The 20,408-nt window shown below is 69.5% G+C and carries 20 protein-coding genes; 16 read left to right on the forward strand and 4 right to left on the reverse strand.

The genetic code is table 11. The features are described 5' to 3' along the window. The first annotated feature begins 57 nt into the window (after positions 1–57). Both ACQHIV_RS23890 and ACQHIV_RS23895 read left to right on the forward strand, forming a co-directional pair. The gene (locus ACQHIV_RS23890) at positions 58–651 is read left to right on the forward strand and encodes a ClpP family protease (RefSeq protein WP_427885252.1); all 594 of its coding nucleotides are present in this window, start codon (positions 58–60) and stop codon (positions 649–651) included. After that, complete coding sequence (locus ACQHIV_RS23895) at positions 648–1,256, forward strand: ATP-dependent Clp protease proteolytic subunit (RefSeq protein ID WP_325036536.1); 609 nt, start codon at positions 648–650, stop codon at positions 1,254–1,256. The genes ACQHIV_RS23890 and ACQHIV_RS23895 overlap by 4 nt, the downstream gene beginning before the upstream one ends. Positions 1,257–1,505: 249 nt before the next feature. Here ACQHIV_RS23895 and ACQHIV_RS23900 read toward each other — a convergent pair whose 3' ends face one another. Beyond that, entirely contained in the window at positions 1,506–2,576 is a 1,071-nt protein-coding gene (locus ACQHIV_RS23900) for a serine hydrolase domain-containing protein (protein WP_427885254.1), read from the reverse strand. Positions 2,577–2,619: 43 nt separating this feature from the next. On the opposite strand from ACQHIV_RS23900, the gene ACQHIV_RS23905 reads away from it, so the two are divergent. The 4 genes from ACQHIV_RS23905 to ACQHIV_RS23920 all read left to right on the forward strand — a co-directional run bounded on the left by ACQHIV_RS23905 (position 2,620) and on the right by ACQHIV_RS23920 (position 6,326). Beyond that, positions 2,620–3,333, forward strand: coding sequence for a PIG-L deacetylase family protein (locus ACQHIV_RS23905; protein WP_427885256.1), 714 nt, complete (start codon positions 2,620–2,622; stop codon positions 3,331–3,333). A 41-nt stretch (positions 3,334–3,374) separates the two neighbouring features. Further along, on the forward strand, positions 3,375–4,100 hold the full coding sequence (locus tag ACQHIV_RS23910; RefSeq protein WP_427885257.1) for an alpha/beta fold hydrolase: 726 nt from the start codon (positions 3,375–3,377) through the stop codon (positions 4,098–4,100). A 244-nt stretch (positions 4,101–4,344) separates the two neighbouring features. Continuing rightward, the gene (locus tag ACQHIV_RS23915) at positions 4,345–5,541 is read left to right on the forward strand and encodes a MurT ligase domain-containing protein (RefSeq protein ID WP_427885259.1); all 1,197 of its coding nucleotides are present in this window, start codon (positions 4,345–4,347) and stop codon (positions 5,539–5,541) included. Positions 5,542–5,549: 8 nt separating this feature from the next. Continuing rightward, positions 5,550–6,326 carry a type 1 glutamine amidotransferase gene (locus ACQHIV_RS23920; protein WP_427885260.1) on the forward strand — a complete coding sequence of 259 codons (777 nt, stop codon included), beginning with the start codon at positions 5,550–5,552 and terminating at the stop codon, positions 6,324–6,326. A 10-nt stretch (positions 6,327–6,336) separates the two neighbouring features. Here ACQHIV_RS23920 and ACQHIV_RS23925 read toward each other — a convergent pair whose 3' ends face one another. From ACQHIV_RS23925 to ACQHIV_RS23935, 3 genes are all read right to left on the reverse strand, one after another. Next, positions 6,337–7,659, reverse strand: a complete 1,323-nt coding sequence (locus tag ACQHIV_RS23925) for an aminopeptidase C (protein ID WP_427885262.1) — start codon at positions 7,657–7,659, stop codon at positions 6,337–6,339. Positions 7,660–7,750: 91 nt separating this feature from the next. Then, positions 7,751–8,392 (reverse strand): response regulator, encoded by a 642-nt coding sequence (locus tag ACQHIV_RS23930; protein ID WP_427885263.1) that lies wholly within the window; start codon positions 8,390–8,392, stop codon positions 7,751–7,753. Further along, positions 8,389–10,077, reverse strand: a complete 1,689-nt coding sequence (locus tag ACQHIV_RS23935) for a PspC domain-containing protein (protein WP_427885265.1) — start codon at positions 10,075–10,077, stop codon at positions 8,389–8,391. Before ACQHIV_RS23935 ends, ACQHIV_RS23930 begins: the two co-directional genes overlap by 4 nt. A gap of 166 nt (positions 10,078–10,243) precedes the next feature. Between ACQHIV_RS23935 and ACQHIV_RS23940 the strand changes: the two genes are divergently transcribed. The 10 genes from ACQHIV_RS23940 (at position 10,244) to ACQHIV_RS23985 (ending at position 20,251) form a co-directional block, all read left to right on the forward strand. Then, complete coding sequence (locus ACQHIV_RS23940) at positions 10,244–11,545, forward strand: PspC domain-containing protein (protein ID WP_427885267.1); 1,302 nt, start codon at positions 10,244–10,246, stop codon at positions 11,543–11,545. Continuing rightward, positions 11,542–11,730: a hypothetical protein gene (locus ACQHIV_RS23945; RefSeq protein WP_427885269.1), complete on the forward strand. Its 189-nt coding sequence runs from the start codon at positions 11,542–11,544 to the stop codon at positions 11,728–11,730. The genes ACQHIV_RS23940 and ACQHIV_RS23945 overlap by 4 nt, the downstream gene beginning before the upstream one ends. 110 nt (positions 11,731–11,840) lie before the next feature. Continuing rightward, on the forward strand, positions 11,841–12,977 hold the full coding sequence (locus tag ACQHIV_RS23950; RefSeq protein WP_427885270.1) for a Cmx/CmrA family chloramphenicol efflux MFS transporter: 1,137 nt from the start codon (positions 11,841–11,843) through the stop codon (positions 12,975–12,977). Between the two features lie 27 nt (positions 12,978–13,004). Continuing rightward, positions 13,005–13,205, forward strand: coding sequence for a cold-shock protein (locus tag ACQHIV_RS23955; RefSeq protein WP_427885272.1), 201 nt, complete (start codon positions 13,005–13,007; stop codon positions 13,203–13,205). A 50-nt stretch (positions 13,206–13,255) separates the two neighbouring features. Beyond that, a complete protein-coding gene (locus tag ACQHIV_RS23960) occupies positions 13,256–14,404 on the forward strand; it encodes an L-histidine N(alpha)-methyltransferase (protein ID WP_427885274.1) in 1,149 nt (382 codons plus the stop codon). Then, complete coding sequence (locus tag ACQHIV_RS23965; RefSeq protein WP_427885276.1) at positions 14,401–14,964, forward strand: hypothetical protein; 564 nt, start codon at positions 14,401–14,403, stop codon at positions 14,962–14,964. Before ACQHIV_RS23960 ends, ACQHIV_RS23965 begins: the two co-directional genes overlap by 4 nt. Positions 14,965–15,092: 128 nt before the next feature. Beyond that, a complete protein-coding gene (locus ACQHIV_RS23970; RefSeq protein WP_427885278.1) occupies positions 15,093–17,111 on the forward strand; it encodes a hypothetical protein in 2,019 nt (672 codons plus the stop codon). Between the two features lie 90 nt (positions 17,112–17,201). Next, entirely contained in the window at positions 17,202–18,467 is a 1,266-nt protein-coding gene (locus tag ACQHIV_RS23975) for an extracellular solute-binding protein (protein WP_427885280.1), read from the forward strand. 104 nt (positions 18,468–18,571) lie between these two features. Next, the gene (locus tag ACQHIV_RS23980; protein WP_427885281.1) at positions 18,572–19,387 is read left to right on the forward strand and encodes a carbohydrate ABC transporter permease; all 816 of its coding nucleotides are present in this window, start codon (positions 18,572–18,574) and stop codon (positions 19,385–19,387) included. Further along, a complete protein-coding gene (locus tag ACQHIV_RS23985; RefSeq protein ID WP_427885282.1) occupies positions 19,388–20,251 on the forward strand; it encodes a carbohydrate ABC transporter permease in 864 nt (287 codons plus the stop codon). Positions 20,252–20,408: the final 157 nt, after the last annotated feature.

Genomic DNA, 20,408 nt, shown 5'->3' on the forward strand with positions numbered 1-20,408 from the left:
GTTGCCGTCAGCAGAAAAGCTGGGATCGGGCGGTCCGGCGCGGACACCCTTGGACACATGGCAGAAGACATGAAACCGCCGCTGTTCAACGAGACCGCCCGGCAACGGCTGCTCGGGCAGCGGATCGTCGTGCTGGACGGCGTGCTCGACGACGACAACGGGACCCTGATCGCCAGCCAGATCATGTCGCTGGCGGCCGAGGACCCGGACACCGGCATCGCGTTGTGGATCCACTCGCCCGGCGGGTCGGTGCCGTCGATGCTGGCGATCCGGGACGTGATGCGGCTGGTGCCGTGCGACGTGTCGACGCTGGCGATCGGGCTGGCCTGCAGCGCGGGCCAGTTCCTGCTGTCGGCCGGTACGCCCGGCAAGCGGTACGCGCTGCGGCACGCCCGGGTGCTGATGCACCAGGGGTCGGCCGGGATCGGCGGCTCCGCGGTGGAGATCGAGATCCAGGCGAACGACCTGCGGCACATCCGCGACACCGTGCTCGGCCTGATCGCGAGCGACACCGGGCAGCCGTTCGAGACCGTGCACGAGGACTCGCTGCACGACCATTGGTACACCGCGGAACAGGCCCGCGAGTACGGCTTCATCGACCACATCGTCGAGTCGTTCGACCAGGTGATGCCACGAAGGGCGGCCGCATGAGCAGCTACACCATTCCGAACGTGATCGCGTCGCACCCTCGGGGTGAGCGGATCATGGACGTCTACTCGCATCTGCTGACCGAGCGGATCGTGTACCTCGGGACGCCGATCGACTCCGGCGTCGCGAACGCGATCATCGCGCAGCTGCTGCACCTGGAGACGGACAGCCCGGAGGCGGAGATCAGCCTCTACATCAACTGCGAGGGCGGCGACATGTCCGCGATGCTGGCGATCTACGACACGATGCGCTACATCCAGGCGCCGGTCGCGACGTACGGCGTCGGGCAGGCGATCTCCGCCGGGGCGGTGCTGCTGGCCGGCGGGACCGAGGGGCGGCGGGCGATCCTGCCGCACGCGCGGGTCGTCCTGCACCAGCCGGCCGGGCGCGGGCAGGGCACCATCCCGGACCTGATCCTGCAGGCCGACGAGGTGGTGCGGGTCCGCGGCCAGGTCGAGGAGATCCTCGCCCGGCACACCGGGCAGACCGTCGAACGCCTCCGCCACGACACCGACCGCGACCACGTCCTCACCGCCGAGGGCGCGAAGGCGTACGGAATCGTCGACCACGTCATCGCCGAACGCCTCCCGGCCCCGGCCCTCGTCTGAGAACGGACCGCCGGCCCATCACCATCGGCCACCCGGCGCCCGCGCTCGTGTGAGGGCGGACGCCAGGCATCACCATCGGCCTCCTGGCGCCGGTCCTCAGGTGAGAGCCGACGCCAGGCAATCACCATCGGCCTCCCGGCGCCGGTCCTGAGGTGAGGGCGGACCGCCAGGCCATCACAATCGGTCGCTCGGCGGGCGCTCACGCCTGAGGACCGGCGCGGTGCCGCGATTGTGATGGCCTGGCGGTCCCTACAGCGCCGCGGCGAGCACCGCGTCGGCGACGGCTGAGTGGTGCTGGAGGTCCGTCTTGGGGTGGCCGACCCGGTTTGTCAGGTAGGCGTAGGCGATCCGGCGGTCCGGGTCGGCCCAGCCGATGCAGCAGTTGCTGCCGTTGTGGCCGAACGTCCGGGGACTGCTCAGCGACCCGAGCGGCGTCCCAGCGCCGTCGAGCCACCGCGGTCCGCCCAGCTGGAAACCGTTCGACCACCGGATCGGCGCCTGCACGGTCCGGTCCAGCTCACCCTCGCTGCTCGGCTCGACCGCGACCGCGAGCGTCGCCGGACCGAGCAGCGCCCCGACCAACAGCCCCTGGTAGAACGTCGCCAGGTCCCGCGCCGTCGTCGAGATCCCGGCCGCCGGTACGACGGCCGCCCGCGTACTCCGCCGGTTCAGCACCGACCGGAAGAACGGCCCCGCCGGACCACTCGCCTTGATCGGCACATGCCGGCCCCACTCCTCCGCCGGCAGCCCGAGGTACGTGTCGGCGAGCCCGAGCGGTTCGAGCACGTCCCGCCGTACCAGCTCCTCGATCGGGAAGCCGCTGCACCGCCGCACCACCTCGGCGAGCACGAACCCGAACGCCAGCGGGCTGTACGCGACGGTCCCGATCGGCCAGCGCGGCCTGGCGTCCTCGATCCGCCGCAGCGACCGCGCCCAGTCGCTCATCGCCCGCGCCTCACCGAGGTACGAGCCGGCGTGCGACACCCCCGACCGGTGTTGTAGCACCTGCCGGACGGTGATCTCGCGCTTCCCGTTCCGCGCGAACTCCGGCCAGTACGCCGCCACCGCGTCGTCGAGGTGCAGCCGCCCGGACTCGACCAACTGGTGGACGACCACCGCGACGAACGGCTTGCTCGCGGAGAAGAGCCAGAACAACGCGTTCGGTGAGCACCCGAACGAGCGGTCGACCGCGACCCGCCCGTTCCGGACGACGCACAGCTGCGCGACCCCACCACGCGCCTCGATCAGCCCGATCGCCTCCGCGAGCCGCTCGGGGTCGAAGCCGGCGTCCTGTGGATCGCAGGTGCCACCGAACTCCATGAATTCCACTGTGCCCGCCCGGGCAAGCAACTAGTGTCAACCCGTGACCGAACCACGACCTGATGAAGAGATCGAGCGGATTCTCGTGGTGGTCGCCCACCCCGACGACATCGACTTCGGCGGCGCCGGCACGGTCGCGCTGTGGACGAAGGCCGGCATCGAGGTGCGGTACTGCATCGTCACCGACGGTCAGGCCGGCGGCTTCGAGCCGGAGCGCGACCGGGCCGAGATCCCCGCCGTACGACGGGCCGAGCAGACCGCCGCCGCGGCGCACGTCGGCGTCCACGACCTGCACTTCCTCGGGTACCAGGACGGCGCCGTCGAGCCGACCGTGGAACTGGTCCGCGACATCAGCCGGGTGATCCGCACGGTCCGCCCGCAGCGCATCCTCACCCAGTCCCCCGAGCGCTCGTGGCACCGCCTGCAGGTCTCGCACCCGGACCACCTGGCCGCCGCCGAGGCGACCGTGCGGGCGTTCTACCCGGCGGCCGGCAACCCGTACGCCTACCCGGAAATGACCGAGGAGGCGTGGGACGTCGGCGAACTGTGGATGATGGACCACCCAACGGCCAACCACTACGTCGACGTCACCGACACGTTCGACCGGAAGCTCGCCGCGCTGATGTCGCACACCAGCCAGCACCGCGACCCCGACGGCCTCCGCACCGGCATCCGGGCGAACTTCGCCCGGGTCGCGAGCACCGCGGGATTCCCGGCCAATCATTACGCCGAGGCATTCACCGTGGTCCGTCTGTAATCGATTTGCCGCAACGCCGACCGGGCAGCGAGGGTGCACGCATGACGATTTCTCATGCGGTGACCGGGGACGGCCCGGATATGTTGCTGGTGCACGCCGGCGTCGCCGATTCGCGAATGTGGGCGCGGCAGGTGGCGGAGCTGAAGACCAGCCATCGGGTGATCACCCTGGACCTGCGGGGGTACGGCGAGACCCCGTCGGCGCCGCAGTACTCCGACGCCGGCGACGTACTCGCGGTCCTCGAGGAGCTCGGCGCGCGGGACGTGACGGCGGTCGGCGCCTCGTTCGGCGGGTACGTCGTACAGCAGGTCGCGAGCCGGCGGCCGGACCTGTTCGCGCGGCTGGTGCTGATCTGCGCGCCGACCGACAACGTGGTGCCCGACGACGACCTGCGCGCCCTGTGGGGCGAGGAGGGCAAGCTCCTCGAGGCGGGCGACGTCGACGGCGCGACCGACCTGACCGTCCGCCGCTGGATCGGCCCGGAGGCCGGCGACGAGGCCCGCGAGCTGCTGCGGACGATGCAGAAGCGCGCGTACGACGTACAGCTCGCCGCCGGGGACGTGGACAACGAGGAATGGCCGGTCGAGCCGGAGAAGCTCACCGTGCCGGTGCGGCTGATCACCGGTGGGCACGACTTCAGGTTCTTCGCCGACAGCGCGGACTACCTCGCCGAGCGGCTGCCCACCGCGGAGCGGATCCACCTCCCGTGGGCCGGCCACCTGCCCACGCTGGAACGTCCCGCCGAGGCATTGAAACTTATTTCCTGAGCATTTACTGAGTTGGGTTTCCTGAGCATTTACTGAGCTGAGCGGACGCTGAGTTCCAATTGACCGCCGGCCGTAGAATTCGGGTATGCGAGAAACGGCTGCGATTGCCCTTGCCCGGACCGTGGCCACGCTCAGCCGGTGGCTCGGCCGGGGCGGCCGGACGCTACCCGGTGTGATCGTCGGAAAAATAGCACCGAACTTGCCCCAGAAATTGGCAGCACAATTACCGGGCGGCTGCATTCTGGTGACCGGCACCAACGGAAAGACCACGACCACGAAGCTGCTGGTCGCGGCGCTGCGCCACGCCGGCGAGTCCGTGCTCACCAACGAGTCCGGCGCGAACCTTCGCAGCGGCGTCGTCTCCGCGCTGCTCTCGGCGGCCGACCTGCGCGGCCGGATCCGCGGCGGAATCGGCGTGTTCGAGGTCGACGAGGCCAGCCTGCGCCTGGTCGCGCCGGAGCTGCGGCCGCGGCACCTCGTGGTGCTGAACCTGTTCCGCGACCAGCTCGACCGGTATGGCGAGGTCGACACGACGGCCGCGCTGCTCGCCGAGGGCATCGCGGCCGTGGACGCCCGGCTGTACCTGAACGCCGACGACGCCCGGGTCGCGAGCCTCGCGGACGCGGCGAGCGGGCCTGACCGGGTCAGCTATTTCGGGGTCGAGCAGCTGCCGGAGCGGCTGACCGACGTACGGTCCGCGGTCGACTCGGACCGGTGCCCGCGGTGCGGTGAGCGGTTGCGGTTCGACCGCGTCTTCTACAGCCACCTCGGTCACTACAGCTGCCCGAACGGCGACTTCGACCGGCCCACGCCGGGCGTCGCGGTCACCGAGGTGACGCATGCGGACCTCGACGGCACGGAGTTCACGGTGTCGGAGGGCGGCGTACGCCGGCAGGTGCGGTGCGGGCTGTCCGGGACGTACAACCTCTACAACGCGCTCGCCGCGGTGAGTGTCGCGGCGGGCGTAGGCCTCGATCCGGCGGTGACGGCAGAGGCCATCGGGACGACCGAGGCGGCGTTCGGGCGGGTCGAGAAGACCGAGGTGCAGGGCCGGACGCTGTGGCTGCTGCTGATCAAGAACCCGGCGGGGTTCGCGCAGGTGCTGGACACGTTCCTGGTCGGGCGGGCGCAGCCGCGCGTACTGATCGCGGTCAACGACCTGCCCGCCGACGGCCGCGACGTGTCCTGGCTGTGGGACGTACCGCTGGAGGCCTTGACGGCCGGTGAGCCCGAGGTCGTGACGGCCGGGACGCGGGCGTACGAGATGGCGTTGCGGCTGCACTATGCCGGAACCGAGGCGGCCGTGGCGTCCAGCGTCGACGACGGGATCTCCCGGCTGCTGGCCGGGCTGCCGCCGGGCGGGGACGGGTACATCCTGCCGACCTACACCGCGATGCTGCAGGTACGCCGGGCCCTTCGCAGCCGGCAGGAGGCCGCATGACCAGGACGGTGCGGATCGCCCACCTGTATCCCCGGGATCTCAACGTGTACGGCGATCTGGGAAATGTCATCACGCTGGCGAAACGGCTGGAATGGCGGGGTTTCCGGGCCGAGATACTGCCGGTCGAACCGGGCCAGGTTTTCGACTTCTCGAGTGTGGACCTGGTGTTCGGCGGCGGCGGCCAGAATTCCGCGCAGACCGCCAATGCGGAGGATTTACTCGCGCGTGGCGACGAATTGCGGAAGATCTCCGCCGACGGGGTCCCGATGCTGCTGATCTGTGGGAGCTACCAGCTGTTCGGCCGGGATTTCTTCGACGCCGACGGGCGGCATTTCCCGGGGCTCGGGATCTTCCGGAGCCGGACCACCGCGGGGCCGCAGCGGATGATCGGGAACATCGTGGTGGACAGCCCGTTCGGGCAACTGGTCGGATTCGAGAACCACTCGGGCCGGACGGTGCTCGACGAGGGCCAGCAGCCGCTCGGGACGGTTCGGCAGGGATTCGGCAACAACGGCGGCACAGGTGAGGAAGGGGCCGTGGTCGGCAACACGATCGGCACGTATCTGCACGGCCCGGCATTGCCGAAGAATCCGGCACTGGCCGATCACCTGCTGCTGTGCGCATTGCAGCGGCGCTACGGCGTCGAAGAACTCGAACCGTTGAACGACGAACTCGCCGTCCGCGCGGCGACGGTCGCGACCGAACGTCCGCAAGGTCGCCAGACCACTCTGCGTCCCCGCCGCAGACGTTTGCACCGCCTGACGGCGGCCCTACGGCGGGGATGAGAGCAAAGGTTCAGTCGGCGAGGGCGCCCATCGGGTCCCAGGCCGGGAGGACGATCGGCTCGTCGTCCAGGCGGGCCTGCAGGTCGGCCGGCAGCGCGGAACGGCGTACGGCGATCTCGAAGACGTGCTCGCCGAACCACGAGTCGTTCATGGTCCAGAAGCCGCTGTCGGCCTTCTCGTCGCCCCAGCTGTTCTCGACCCGCCAGCGCCGCGGCTTGCCGTCCACCACGTCGACACCGGTGAACAGCATCGCGTGCGTCATCAGCGTCTCGTGGTGCACCAGCCGCTCGGCCTTGTCCAGCGAGAACTCGGTGTCGTACACGGCCTCGTAGTCGTACAGCTTGGCGTCCCAGAAGCCGAGGTCGCCGTTCATCTGCTTGCCGACGTCACAGCCGAACCAGACCGGCTCGCCGCCGACGATCGCGTCCTGGGTGAGCTGCTTCATCAGGTCCATCTCGACGTTCAGGTACACCACCGGCGGCGCGTCGATCACGTTGCCGAGGAAGTCCACGGTGAACGTCCGGCCGACCGGACTGGTCGACCGCGGGTCGTGCACCAGGCAGACGTAGTCGTCGACCGGCAGCTGCACGTACTTCGCCGCGAACTCGGTCGGGGTGATCCAGCCGTCGCGGTGGAAGCCCTTGTCGGTGTCCTTCCACTGCCACAGGAACTTCTGCGGCGGCGTCCCCAGGTGGATGCTCAGCACCCGGTGCACGGTGGTCAGGATCTCGCCCTTGCGGTCCCGCCGGGCGTCGTCGCCGTCCAGCGCCCGCAGGTCGCGCGCGCCCTGCCGGAGCAGCTTGCGGAGGATGTCGTTCAGCTGCGCGGTGGCCGACGAGCTCTCGCTCTCCGGCATCGCGCTCTTCGGCACCAGGCCGTGCTTGCGGACCACCGCGATGAACATGTTCCACTGGCCGCCGTCACCGATCGGGTCGGACAGCAGGTGCGCCACCGTCCGGTCGTCGGCGTCCCGGCCGGCGGTCTCGATGATCGCCTCCAGGAAGAAGTTCGCGCGCTCGAACTTGTCCCAGAACAGCACGTAGTTCTGGGAGAACTCGAAGTCCTTGACGCCGAGCTTCCCGGCGGCTCCGACCCGGAGCAGGTTCAGCCCGGCGAACATCCAGCACCGGCCGCTCTTCTTCTGGTTGGTCACCTTCCAGTCGTCCAGCAGATGGGACACCGAATGGTCCATCGACGTGACGACCTGACGATCCAGGGCGATGTTGTTGACCGGCGTCTGCGTGACGGCGTTCTGCATCACCCGGTACTGCGGGTTCGACGCGAACTCCTTCTCGAAGAGCGCGAGCTGATCGGCTGTGAGATTCCGCTCCATAACAGTCGACCGTATAACAGCTCCCAAGCCCGGACCGCCGCTACGGAGTGGCGAATCCATGCCCTGGCCGAAACGCGCCAGTACGCGGTGCTCAGACCAGGCGACGGTCCGTGGCCCAGCGGGTCAGTTCGTGGCGGTTCGAGAGCTGGAGTTTGCGCAGTACGGACGAGACGTGGGTCTCCACGGTCTTCACCGAGATGAACAGCTCGCGGGCGACCTCCTTGTACGCGTAGCCGCGGGCGATCAGCCGGAGCACCTCGCGTTCGCGCTGGGAGAGCCGGTCGAGGTCCTCGTCCACCGAGGCGATGTCGATCGCGCCGGAGAACGCGTCCAGGACGAAGCCGGCCAGCCGCGGCGAGAACACGGCGTCGCCCTCGGCGACCCGGTTGATCGCGTCCACCAGCTCGGTGCCGGAGATGTTCTTGGTCACGTACCCGCGGGCGCCGGCCCGGATCACGCCGATCACGTCCTCGGCCGCGTCGGACACCGACAGCGCCAGGAACTTGATGTCGGGGTGCCGCTGGTGCACCTGCTTCATCACCTCGGTACCGCCGCCACCCGGCAGGTGCACGTCGAGCAGTACGACGTCGGGCTCGGTGCCGACGATCGCCTTCACCGCGGTGTCGACGTCGGACCCCTCCCCGACGATGTCGACCGCCGTACCGATCTCGCTGCGGACCCCGGCCCGGAACATGTCGTGGTCGTCGACGACGACAACGCGCCTGCTGCTCATCTGTCCATCTCCAGTCGCACTTCGGTCCCTGTCTCCGGATCGGACCGCACCGTCGCGCGGCCGCCGTGCCGTTCCATCCTGCCCATCACACTGTGCCGCAAGCCGAGCCGGTCGTCCGGGACCTCGTCCACGTCGAACCCCTTGCCGCGGTCGCGGACGAACATCTCCACCCGGTCGCCGTCCACCTCGACGAACACGTCGATCTTCGCAGCACCGGAGTGCTTGGCCGCGTTCACCATCGACTCCCGCGCGGCCCGGACCATCGACGCCAGCGGCTCGGTCAGGTCGCAGTCGCCGACCGTGACCACCTCGATCGGTACGCCGTGCGAGTCCTCCACCTCGGCGGCCGCCTGTTTCGCGGCGCCGGCGATCGTCTGGTCCTTGTCGTGGTCCTCGTCGTACAGCCAGGACCGCAGCTCGCGCTCCTGCGACCGGGCCAGCCGGGCGACCGCCTTCGGGTCGTCGGCCTGCTTCTGGATCAGCGCCAGCGTCTGCAGGACCGAGTCGTGCAGGTGCGCGGCCATGTCGGCGCGCTCCTGGGAGCGGACCCGCTCGGCGCGCTCGGAGTTCAGGTCCCGGGTCAGCCGGTGCACCCACGGGCCGGCGATCACGCCGATGCCGACGACCGCGAGCAGCAGGGCGATCAGTACGTCGCCGACCATCTGGAGCCGGCCGTTCTGGACCAGGAACAGCGTGACCGCGGTCCCGAGCAGGACCAGGCCGACAGCGATCCGGACCAGCGACTTCCAGCCGCCCTTGCCGAGCACCAGGCCGAGGATCGGGACCCGGATGTCCTGCGTCCACTTGTCCTTCTGCGCCTCGTCGGCCTGCCGCCAGATCAGCGCCAGACCGGTCGCGGCGAACACCAGCGGCCAGAACAGCTTCCCGGCGATGCCGAACCCGGCGACCTGCAGCAGGATCAGCAGGCCGATGCCGATGGCCACCAGCGCGGGCAGCTGCCCGCGGCTCTTCTCCCGTTTCCGCTGCTTCGCCTCGGTGACCGGCGCCGGCTGCTCGTCGGTCCGCATCCCGCTGCGCGTGTGCGCGGCGAGCCCGGGCGCGCCCGGCACCCGGTCCGGCGCGAGCGGCATCAGGAACCACAGTGCCGCGTAGATCAGTACGCCGAACCCGCCCGACACCGTGGTCGCGATCAGCACCAGCCGTACGACGGTGTCCGAGATCCCCAGGTGATCCGCAACCCCACCGGCGACCCCGGCGATCACCCGCCCCTCCGTACGCCGGTACGCCCGCCGCGGCGGGGCGGCCGCCTGCGGCGCCCCGGAGACCGGCTGGCCGTAGCCGGCCGCGCCCCACCCACCGGCAGGCGCACCAACACCCCCAGCCACCCCCGGCCCACCGGCCATCCCCGGCCCACCGAGCCCACCAGGCATCCCCGGCCCACCGGCCCCACCAGGCATCCCCGGCCCACCGGCCCCACCAGGCATCCCCGGCCCACCGGCCCCACCAGGCATGCCCGGTGCGCCGGCGCCACCTGCGCTGCCGTGGGCGGTGCCTGCCGTTCCCATGCGGGCGGCGTACGCCGCATAGGGGCCCTGGTACTGGCCGGGGCCCTCAGGCCCCCAGCCCTTGTAGCGCCACTGGTCCTGGTTCTGCCCAGGCGTAGGCTCGGGCTGGCCCTCCGTCTTCGGAGGTCCGCCCGGCGGCATGGCTGCTGGCTGGCTCATCACAACGATCGTCACATGCGGACCGGTCCGACACCAGCGGGCTTGTCCCCGGCCGCCTCCTCAGCGCCGGCGTACGGCGCTCAGGGTCCGCTCCGGGAGAACCCCGAATTCCACGCACTCCGGGAGCCGTCAGGGTGCGTCCCCGATGTCCGGTCCGGGGATCGGTGTGACCATCGATGACATGGAGCAGAACCAGAGTGGACCCGCCGGGTTCGACCGCGACCGCCTGCAGAACCCCCAGACCTGGCGGCGCAGCAGGTCGGACCGCTGGGTCGCGGGCGTCTGCGGCGGTATCGGCCGCGGGCTGAACATCGACCCCGTGCTGGTCCGCGTGGTGATGGCCGTGCTGATCATCAGCGGCCCCGGGCTGATCTTCTACGTCGCCGCCTGGCTGCTGATGCCCGAGGAGGGCAGCGACCGGGTGCCGGTGCAGGGCCTGCTCGGCGACCGGATCCGGACCGACCACCCGTGGTTCTGGCCGGTCGTGATCGGGATCTGCGTGTTCGCCGCGATCGCGACCATGTCGTCGTTCAAGTTCGGCCACTTCATCCCGGGCCCGGTGATCGTGATCGCGGTCATCTGGCTGCTCTCCAAGCACCGCAAGGCCAACTGCGCCAAGCAAGGTCAGCAGGGTCAGCAGCGCCCGCAGGACACCACCTCGGCGCAGCAGTACAGCTCCGCGTTCATGCCCCCGCAGACCGGTCCGTCGGCTCCGCCGGCGGGCCCGTCGTCCTCGGCCCCACAGCGACCCCAGGACCGCACCGTCGAACCGGTCCAGTCTGTGTGGACCGAGGACGACCCCCTCGGGCTGTACGCCGACGAGCCGCCGAACGGCCCCAGGACACCGGCCGCGAGCACGCCGGCCGCTCCGCCCGCGAAGGGCGTCCGCGGCGTCAAGTCGATCGTCGTCGTCCTGACCGGGCTGGCGATCGCGATCGCGGCGCTGGCCGGGGCGGCGACGTCCACGATGCTGGTGATCGGCCTGGCCACGCTCGGTGCGGGCATGCTGCTCGGCGGGTTCGTCGGCCGCACGCTCGGCCTGCTCCCGCTCGGGATCCTGCTCGCGCTCGGTGCGGTGGTCAGCACGGTCTTCACCGCCGTACCGCGGAACTTCGCCGACACCAACTATGTGGCGCCGGTGGGCCAGACGATCACCGCGACCGGGTCGAGCTACCAGTTCGACGCCGGGTCGGTGAACCTGGACCTGACCAAGGCGAAGTTCGCCCCCGGGGCCAAGGTGGAGGTGCGCGGCGGCGCCGGCGAGGTGGTCGTCAAGCTCCCGGACAACGTCGACGTGAAGGGGCAACTGTCGACCGAGATGGGCAACGTTGCCTTCCTCAACGAGGACCGCAGCGGCCATAATGCGAAGCTGACCCTGGACGACCTGGGCGCGGACGCGAAGCCCGGCGAGCAGGTCACCCTGGACCTGTCCCTCAAACTCGGCAGTATCAAGGTGGAACGCGGATGAGCCAGCAGCGCAGGACCAAGCCGGATGTTCCCGGCGTGGTGGCGGGCACCGTCCTGTCCGGCGCCGCCACGATCTGGATGCTCACCGACAACGGCGTCCTGGAGACCAAGGACCTCGGCGTGACCAGCGCCCTCCTGCTGGTCGCCGCCGGCCTCCTCGGCCTGGCCGCGTCGCACCGGGGCTAGACTCTCCCCCATGTCCAGCCCGGAGGCAGACAAACCGTAACCGCCGGCCGTTCGCACGTTGAACCGGCCGGAGACGACCTCATGCCGTCTTCTGGTTACGGAGTACTTCTATGCCTTTCGTGCTGTACCTGCTCGGCCTTGCCGTTTTCGCGCAGGCCACCTCCGAATTCATGCTCTCCGGGCTCGGCCCGGACATCGCCCAGGACCTGGGCGTCTCGATCCCGGCGGCCGGCTGGCTGACGTCCGCGTTCGCGCTCGGGATGATCGTCGGCGCGCCGGCGATCGCGGTCCTCGGCGCCCGCTGGCCGCGGCGCCGGACGCTGCTCGCGACACTGACCGTTTTCCTCGCGGTGCACGTGGCCGGCGCGCTGACCGGCAGCTTCGCCGTACTGCTCGCCACCCGGGTGCTGGCCGCGCTCGCGAACGCGGGCTTCCTCGCGATCGCGCTCGCCACCGCGACCAGCCTGGTCCGCCCGGACGCCAAGGGTCGCGCGACGTCGGTCCTGCTCGGCGGTACGACGCTCGCGTGCATCGTCGGCGTACCGGCGGGTGCCGTGCTCGGGCGGTACCTCGGCTGGCGGTCCGCGTTCTGGGCGGTCGCGCTGATCTCGCTGCCCGCGCTGATCGGGATCCTCCGCTCGGTCCCCTCCCGCGCCACCGGACCCACCGTTCAGGCCGGCATCCGCGTCTCGCCACGGCTCGTCGTACTGCTGGTGCTCGGCGCCCTGGTCAACGGCGCGACCTTCTGCTCGTTCACCTACCTCTCACCGGTTCTCACCGACGTCACCGGGCTCGACAGTGCGTGGGTCCCGGCACTGCTCGCGCTGTTCGGCGTCGGCTCGTTCGCGGGCGTGACCGTCGCCGGGCGGTACGCCGACCGCCGCGACCACCGGCCCGTACTCGTTGCCGGAGGCATCCTGCTGCTCGGGTGGTGCGCCTTCGCGCTGACGGCGGCGTACGTCGTACCGTCCGTCGTGCTGGTCCTCGTCCAGGGCGCGCTGTCGTTCGCGGTCGGCTCGACGCTGATCGCATACGCGCTGTACGCCGGGTCGGCGTACCCGGTGCTGAGCGGCGGCCTGGCCACCGCCGCCCTGAACGTCGGCGCCGCCGCCGGACCGGTCCTCGGCGGCCTCGCGATCGGCGCCGCCGGCTTCCGTGGCCCGCTCTGGGTGAGCGCGGCTTTGGTGGGCACGGCGCTGATCGCCGGCGGCTCGATTAAGATTGCTGGTCGCGAGGGGCCCGGGTGAAGCGGGTTCCGTGGTCGAGGAGATTCGATGGTGCGCGGCACCGTGAAGTGGTTCAACGCGGACAAGGGGTACGGCTTCCTGGCCGTCGACGGGCAGGACGACGTGTTCGTGCACTGGAGCAAGATCGTCTCCGACGGGTACAAGACGCTCGAGGACGGCCAGCCGGTCGAGTTCCAGATCGTCGACGGGCCGAAGGGCCGGGAGGCCGACGCGGTCACTCCGGTGTGACCAGCGGTCCGGTCCGGTAACCTGACCTCCCACTGTGTGAGGGGTGAGACGTGGCCGATCCGGTACCCGTGATCCGGAAGCTCGAGAAGGCACTGGCGGACGACGACTTCGCCTGGTCGCTGCTGCTGGTCGGCGAGGACCAGGCGGACAAGCTCGCGACGCTGACCGCGGACCTGCGCGGGCCCTTCTCGGCGACCGGTGACGGCAAGCGGGTCACGTCCGGCTTCTCCTATTGGGGCATCGCCCCGACGATCGCCTGGGCGAACGCCACGAACGACCCGTTCTACCTGGTCATGAAGGTCGGCACCGAGTCGTTCCTCAGGCACTGGCGCAAGCTCCGGCCGCAGGTCGAGCGGGGCGGGTTCCACCTCGTCAGTCTCGGCATCGGCACCGGCATCAAGGACCGGACGATCCTCGGCGACATGCGCCGGAACAACCCGGACATGTACTACATCCCGGTCGACATGAGCTCGGAGATGCTGCGGATGGGCACGCTGGAGCCCGTCCGCGGCGCCCGGTTCCCGGTCTCGCAGGTGCTGCCGGTGCAGCTGGACTTCTCGATCGACGACAACATGGACGAGCTGGCGCAGATGCTGGCCCGGCTGGTCGGCGACGAGCCCATCCTGTTCACGCTGACCGGCAACACGCTGGCGAACTTCGAGAGCGACGAGGAACTGCTCGGCACCCTGACCCGGGTGCTGCGGCCGCAGGACCGGCTGCTGCTCGAGGTCGCCAGTACGACGCGGCTCGACCAGGAGGCGGCCGACGCGGCCGCGGACGAGTACCACCAGACCCGGGCGTTCGCGGAGTTCGTGACCAGCGCGCTGCGGTACAACACCGACCTGAAGATCAACAACGACCTGGTCAAGTTCGTCGGCGAGGTCGAGGACGACGGGCTGCTGGTCAAGATCCTCTGGCAGAACGACACCGGCGACGAGGTCCGGATGGAGCTGCCGGACCACACCGAGGTGACGCTGCCGGTCGGCGACACGATCCGGCTCTACACCACCCGGAAGTACTCCGCGGACCGGCTGAAGCGGCTCACCGAGGCGTGCAAGCTGACCCCGGTGGAGGCGATCCAGTCCCAGTTCCGGTACACCCGCCGCCCGAACCCGTTCGGCCTCGAACTGCTGCTGCTCGCGCCGGAGGCCGCCGGTGAGACCGGGCACAGCCTCGCGGACGACATCTGGGCCAGATGAATCGGCGGACCGTGATCGGCGCGGTCACGTACGGACTGCTCGGGCTGGCGTTCGCGCTGGGCGTGATCGGGGTCATCTGGCCGGGCAGCAACCGGCTGGACCCGGCGATCAGCTCGCTCACCCTGGTCGCCGGGCTGACCGGGATCTTCGTGGAGCGGATGACTGCCGAGGCGGAACGCCGTACCGAGGTACTGCGATCCGTCGAGGGCGAGCTGGCCGAGAACAAGCGGCTGCTGAACGACCCGCGGTTCTCGCCGGACGCGCCGACCAGCCGGCAGGTGTACCCGCGGCTGATCGTGTCCGCGGTCGACCTGGCGCTGGTGTCCGGCGCGCTCGGCCTGCACAAGGACGCCGAACTGGTCCGGATGCTGCACCGCTGGCGGGACACCGCGCACCTGTTCAACCGGCGCCTCGACCTGACCGAGGTCAGCACGTTCTCGAACACGATCTCGGCGGCCGAACTGGCCGCCTTCCGGCGGGCGCTGCAGCGCGACGACAGCTACCTCGCCGCCACCCGCGAGCTGCTCCAGGAGCTGCTCGACAAGCTCCCGCCGACCTAACGGCCGGGGCCGTAACCGGGCGGATCGCTGCCAGTAGTGGCAAATTCCGCTGAGCCGTTGACTTCGTCACGCCGCGAGGGCTTCACTTTCGGACAGGACCGTAAATACGGCACCCCGGAGGCAATCGCATGCGACCAGTCCGCTCCCTTCTCGCACTGGCCCTCGTCGCCGTGCTCGGCACCACCCTGACTACCCCGGCGCAGGCGGGGAACAACCCACCCGTGGGCACCGTCGTCTCACTCGGCACCCCGCTGTCCGACGTACTGCTGATCGGCGGCACGGTCGCGCCCGGCCCGAACGGGAAGACCGCGATCTGGAACGTCTCCAGCGGCAGCCCGGCGTACCTGAACGCGATCGACCCGGCCACCGGCGACAGCCTGCTGTCCGCGGCGCTGCCCGGCGCCGACGGCAGCTACGCGGTCGCCGCCGCGCCCGACGGCACGATCTACGCCGGCACCTACAACAACGGCCACCTGTACCGGCTGAAGCCCGGCGCGACCACCGCCGAGGACCTCGGCCGGCCGCTCTCCACCGAGACGTTCATCCTGCGGATCACCGTCGACGAGCAGGGCAACGTGTACGGCGGGACGTACCCGCACGGCAAGGTGTTCCGGTACGACCACGCGACCGGCGCGGTCCGCGACTACGGCACGATCAAGGCCGGCCAGGGGTACGTGAAGAGCATCGACTACTGGAACGGCAAGCTCTACACGGGCTCCGAGCCGGACGCGTACTTCTCCGAGGTCGACGTGAACACCGGCGCGGTCACCGAGATCCCGGCGCCGCCCGGGATGGGCGACCCGAAGGACCAGGTGGTGTACGACCTGAACGTCCGCGGCGGCCGGATGTACGCCCGGGTCAGTACGGCGTTCCCCGGCCCGCTGTACGTCTGGGACATCGCCTCCCGGACCTGGGTCGACACGATCCCGAACGAGCACGGCCTGGACATCTCGCCGATCGGCGCGAACGGCGAGATCTACCTGATCCAGTCGAGCGAGCTGAAGAAGTACGACCCGGCCACGAAGACGCTGACCGGCACCGGCCTGACGTTCACCGGCCGGATCCAGAACGCCCGCTCGATCGGGTACGCCGACCTGAACCTGCCCGACTACCCCGGAACCAGCGTGGTCGGCACGCTCTGGCGCGGCGAGGAGTTCCGGTACAACCCGCAGACCGGCAAGTCCGAGATCTTCCAGACCAGGGTCCGCCGGGAGCCGATCGAGATCCTGTCGGTGGCCGGCGGGAAGAACAGCATCTACGCCGGCGGCTTCCTCAACGGCGGTGTCTCGGTCGTCAACCCGTCGACGGGCGAGGCGAAGTTCAACCGGTTCTCCCAGGTCGAGGCGCTGATGGAGGCGTCCGACGGCACGGTGTACGTCGGCGCGTACCCGGAGGCCCGCCTCTACGCGTACGACCCGGCGAAGACCTGGAGCAGCCCGGAGTACTCCCCCGGACCGCCCGGGACGCCGGACAACCCGAAGCAGCTGCTGAACCTGAAGCCGGACCTGTTCCAGACCCGGGCCCGGGCGCTGACCGAGGTGGACGGCAAGATCGCGGTCGGCACGGTGCCGGACGGCGACCGGCTCGGCGGCGCGCTGGTCATCTACGACCCGCGCACCGGGGCCACCGAGAAGTACCGGAACGTCGTACAGGACGAATCCGTCTTCGGTCTGACGTCGCGGTGCGGCATCGTGTACGGCGGAACGTCGATCGCCGGTGGCCTGACGACCACCCCGCCGACCCGTGCGGCGGGCACAGTGTTCGCGTGGGACGTGACGGGGAAGAAGAAGCTCTGGGAAACCGTGCCGGTGCCGGGTGCGGCGACGGTGTCGTCGGTGACGATCGGGCCGGACGGCCTGCTCTGGGGTGTCGCCGGCAAGACCGTGTTCGCGCTCTCCCCGGGCAACGGCAAGCTGAAGCGCTCCTTCACGCTCGGCACGACGACCTCCAGCGGCGACATCGTCGCCACCTCGGAGGCCGTGTACGTGAGTATCGACCTGAACAAGATCTACCGGATCGCGCCCGGGGCGAAGTCCGTCCCGACGCTGTTCGTCGAGCACGCCCACCGGCGGCTCGGCGTCCGGGGAGACCACCAACTACTGATGACCAGCGGCTCGGAGCTGTTCCGGATTGATATCAGCCGTTGACAGCCGAAATTCACCCCGGCTACTTTCGGTCCTGACCGTTATTCGGTTCCTGCAGTTCCGGCCCTGACTTCCGGACACCCTGGGGGTGCGATGAAACTCACCGTCCGCCGCATCGCGGCACCACTTACGGCGCTCGTGCTGGCCGCCGCGCTCAGTTCCTGCGGCGGCAGTGACAGCGGCAGCAGCGGGGGCAAGAAGAGCCTCACGCTGTGGATGTACCCGGTGATCGCCGACAAGGCGGCCAACGACACGTACTGGAAGAAGGTCGAGACCGACTTCGAGGCCGCCAACTCGACCATCGACCTGAAGATCGAGCAGCAGCCCTGGACCGACCGCGACCAGAAGCTCGCGGCCGCGTTCTCCGGCAAGAAGGGGCCTGACGTCCTGCCGATGATCCCGGACCAGATCCCGCAGTACGTCGTGAACGGGAACCTGGAGCCGGTCGACGACGTGGTGAACCCGCTCAAGGACCAGTTCCTGCCGTCGGCCGTACCGGGCCTGACCGTGCAGGGCAAGGTGTACGGCGCACCGATCTACCACACGGTCACCACGACGATGTACAACAAGACCGTGCTGGCCAAGGCGGGGATCGCCAAGCCCCCGGAGACCTGGGACGAGATCAAGGCCGCGGCGCCGAAGCTGAAGGCCGCCGGGTTCCAGACGCTGGACTACTCGGCCTCGCCGGAGGCGACGCTCAACCTGAACTTCTACCCGCTGCTCTGGCAGGCCGGCGGCAAGGTGTTCGCCGACGACGGCAAGAGCGTCACGTTCAACCAGGCTCCCGGTCTGAAGGCGCTCACGTTCCTGAAGACGCTGTGGGACGAGGACGCGATCCCGAAGACCGCACTCACCGCGGGCAACGTGATCGCCGACTCGCCGCTCGGCAAGGGGAAGGTCGCGATGTCGTTCAGCTCGGTGCTCGCCGACGCCGGCACGGCCGCGAAGACGTGGGGCGCGCCGAACGTCGAGATCGGCCTGCCGCTGAAGGACGAGAAGCAGGCCGCGCTCGGGCTGCCGGGTGGTCTGGTGGTGAACGCGGCGTCGGCGAACATCGACGGCGCGAAGAAGTTCCTGACGTTCATGATGCAGCCGGCCCAGCTCGACGGGCTCGCCAAGGCGTCCGGGTACTACTCCCCGCGCACCGACGCGAAGTCCGAGCTCGCCGACCCGAACGCACCGAAGTTCGCCGCCGCCCTGCAGTACGCCGTACCGGGCGAACCGAACCCGGCGGCGCGGCAGATCATGTCGTTCCTGAGCACCGACATCCAGGCCGTCCTGACCGGCAAGAAGCAGCCCCAGGAAGCCCTCGACGACGCCGCCAAACAAGCCAACGACCTCCTCTCGAGACAACGTTGACCGACACGAACTCGGAGGCAGGCCGGGCGGGGCCTGCCTCCATCCCCCGCTCGTCTCGCGGCGGGCTCCGGCGGCCGTGGGTCGGGTTGGTGTTCGTTGCGCCGATGCTGGTGTTGTTCCTGCTGTTCCGGTTCCTGCCGGTGATCGGCGCGCTCCTGCTCTCGCTGACCGACTACCGGATCAGCGGCAAGTGGGACTTCATCGCCCTCGACAACTACAAGCGCCTGTTCACCGACGGCATGTTCGGCGACGCGCTCGTCGTCACGCTGACGTACACGGTGATCTTCGTACCGCTCACCGTCCTGCTCTCGCTCGGCACCGCCGTACTGCTGCACCGCGTCGTCTGGAACCGCGGCTTCTTCCGCGGCGTCTTCTTCCTCCCGTACGTGACGAGCATCGTCCTCGCCGCCGTCATCTGGAAGTGGATCTACGACGTCCAGGACGGCCTGCTGAACTCGATCCTCGGCATCGTCCACATCGGCCCGATCGACTTCCTCAGCCAATCCAGCACGGTGCTCCCGTCGATCGCCGTCACGTCCGCCTGGAAGGGCTTCGGCTACTCGATGCTGATCCTGCTCGCGGGCCTCCAGGCAGTCCCGAAGTCGTACCTGGAAGCAGCGATGATCGACGGCGCGAGCACCTGGCAACGGTTCCGGTACGTGACCCTGCCGCAGCTCCGCCCGGTCCTCTTCTTCGTCCTGGTGATCGAGACGATCGGCGCGTTCCAGGTCTTCGACGCGATGTACGTGATGACCGGCGGCGGCCCCGTGCACGCCAGCTACTCGATCGTGTACTTCCTGTACGACAGCGGTTTCAAGTACTTCGACTTCGGCTACGCCAGCGCGATCGGTCTGGTGCTGTTCCTGATCGTGCTGATCGTCTCGCTCGTACAGCGCCGGCTCGTCGGGAGGGACGACTAGATGACGCAAGTACTCGACGCCCGCCCGGTGGTCGACACTCCCGTCACGGGCCGCCGTACGACCGCCCGGCTGACGCTGCCGACGCTGCTGACCCTGACCGCGATCGTGACCATCGTGCCGTTCGCGGCGATGGTGCTGGTCGCGTTCGCACCACCGAGCGGGCAGACGTTCCCGGGTGCGCTGAACCCCGCGCACTTCACGCTGCAGAACTTCCGGGACGTGCTGTCCAGCTCGGACATCCCCCGCTGGACGGTGAACTCACTGCTGTACTCGCTGGTGTCGGTGGCGTGCGTACTGCTGTTCGCCTCGATGGCCGGGTACGCCTTCGCGAAGAAGAAGTTCCCCGGCCGGGAGATCATGTTCTGGGCGTTCCTGGCCACGCTGATGGTGCCGTTCCAGGCGACGCTGATCCCGTCGTACATCCTGGTCGCGAAACTGGGCTGGGTGGACAGCTACTGGGGCCTGATCGTGCCCACGCTGGCGAACTCGCAGGCGGTCTTCCTGATGCGCCAGTTCATCATGCAACTCCCCGACGAACTCTTCGAAGCCGCCGAAATCGACGGCGCCGCCGAGTGGCGCATCTTCACGATGATCGTGCTGCCACTCATCCGCCCGGTCCTCGCAACCCTCGGCATCTTCGTCTTCCTCTGGCACTGGAACGACTTCCTCTGGCCGCTCGTCATCGGCCAGTCCGGCAAGATGCAAACCCTCACCGTCGGCCTCGCCACCCTCCAAGGCCAAGCAGTCCCCATCAACCAGGTAATGGCCGGCGCCACCATCACGGTAGTCCCCAGCCTCCTCGTCTTCGGCCTCCTCCAACGCTACCTAACCGACAGCATCGCCATGTCCGGCCTGAAGGCGTAACAGCCCCACTCGCCACGTCCACGCCCCTCACACCACACCCCCGCGCCGCCACCTCGCCCGTCACCACGTCCGCCCTCGCGTAGTACGCCGGCTGAGCAGTCACCCGCGGGCGGCAGCCCGCAACTCGCCGGCGGCAGCCGGCAATAGACCGGGCGCC

The sequence above is a fragment of the Kribbella polygonati genome, assembly GCF_050320105.1.
Lineage (GTDB): Bacteria > Actinomycetota > Actinomycetes > Propionibacteriales > Kribbellaceae > Kribbella.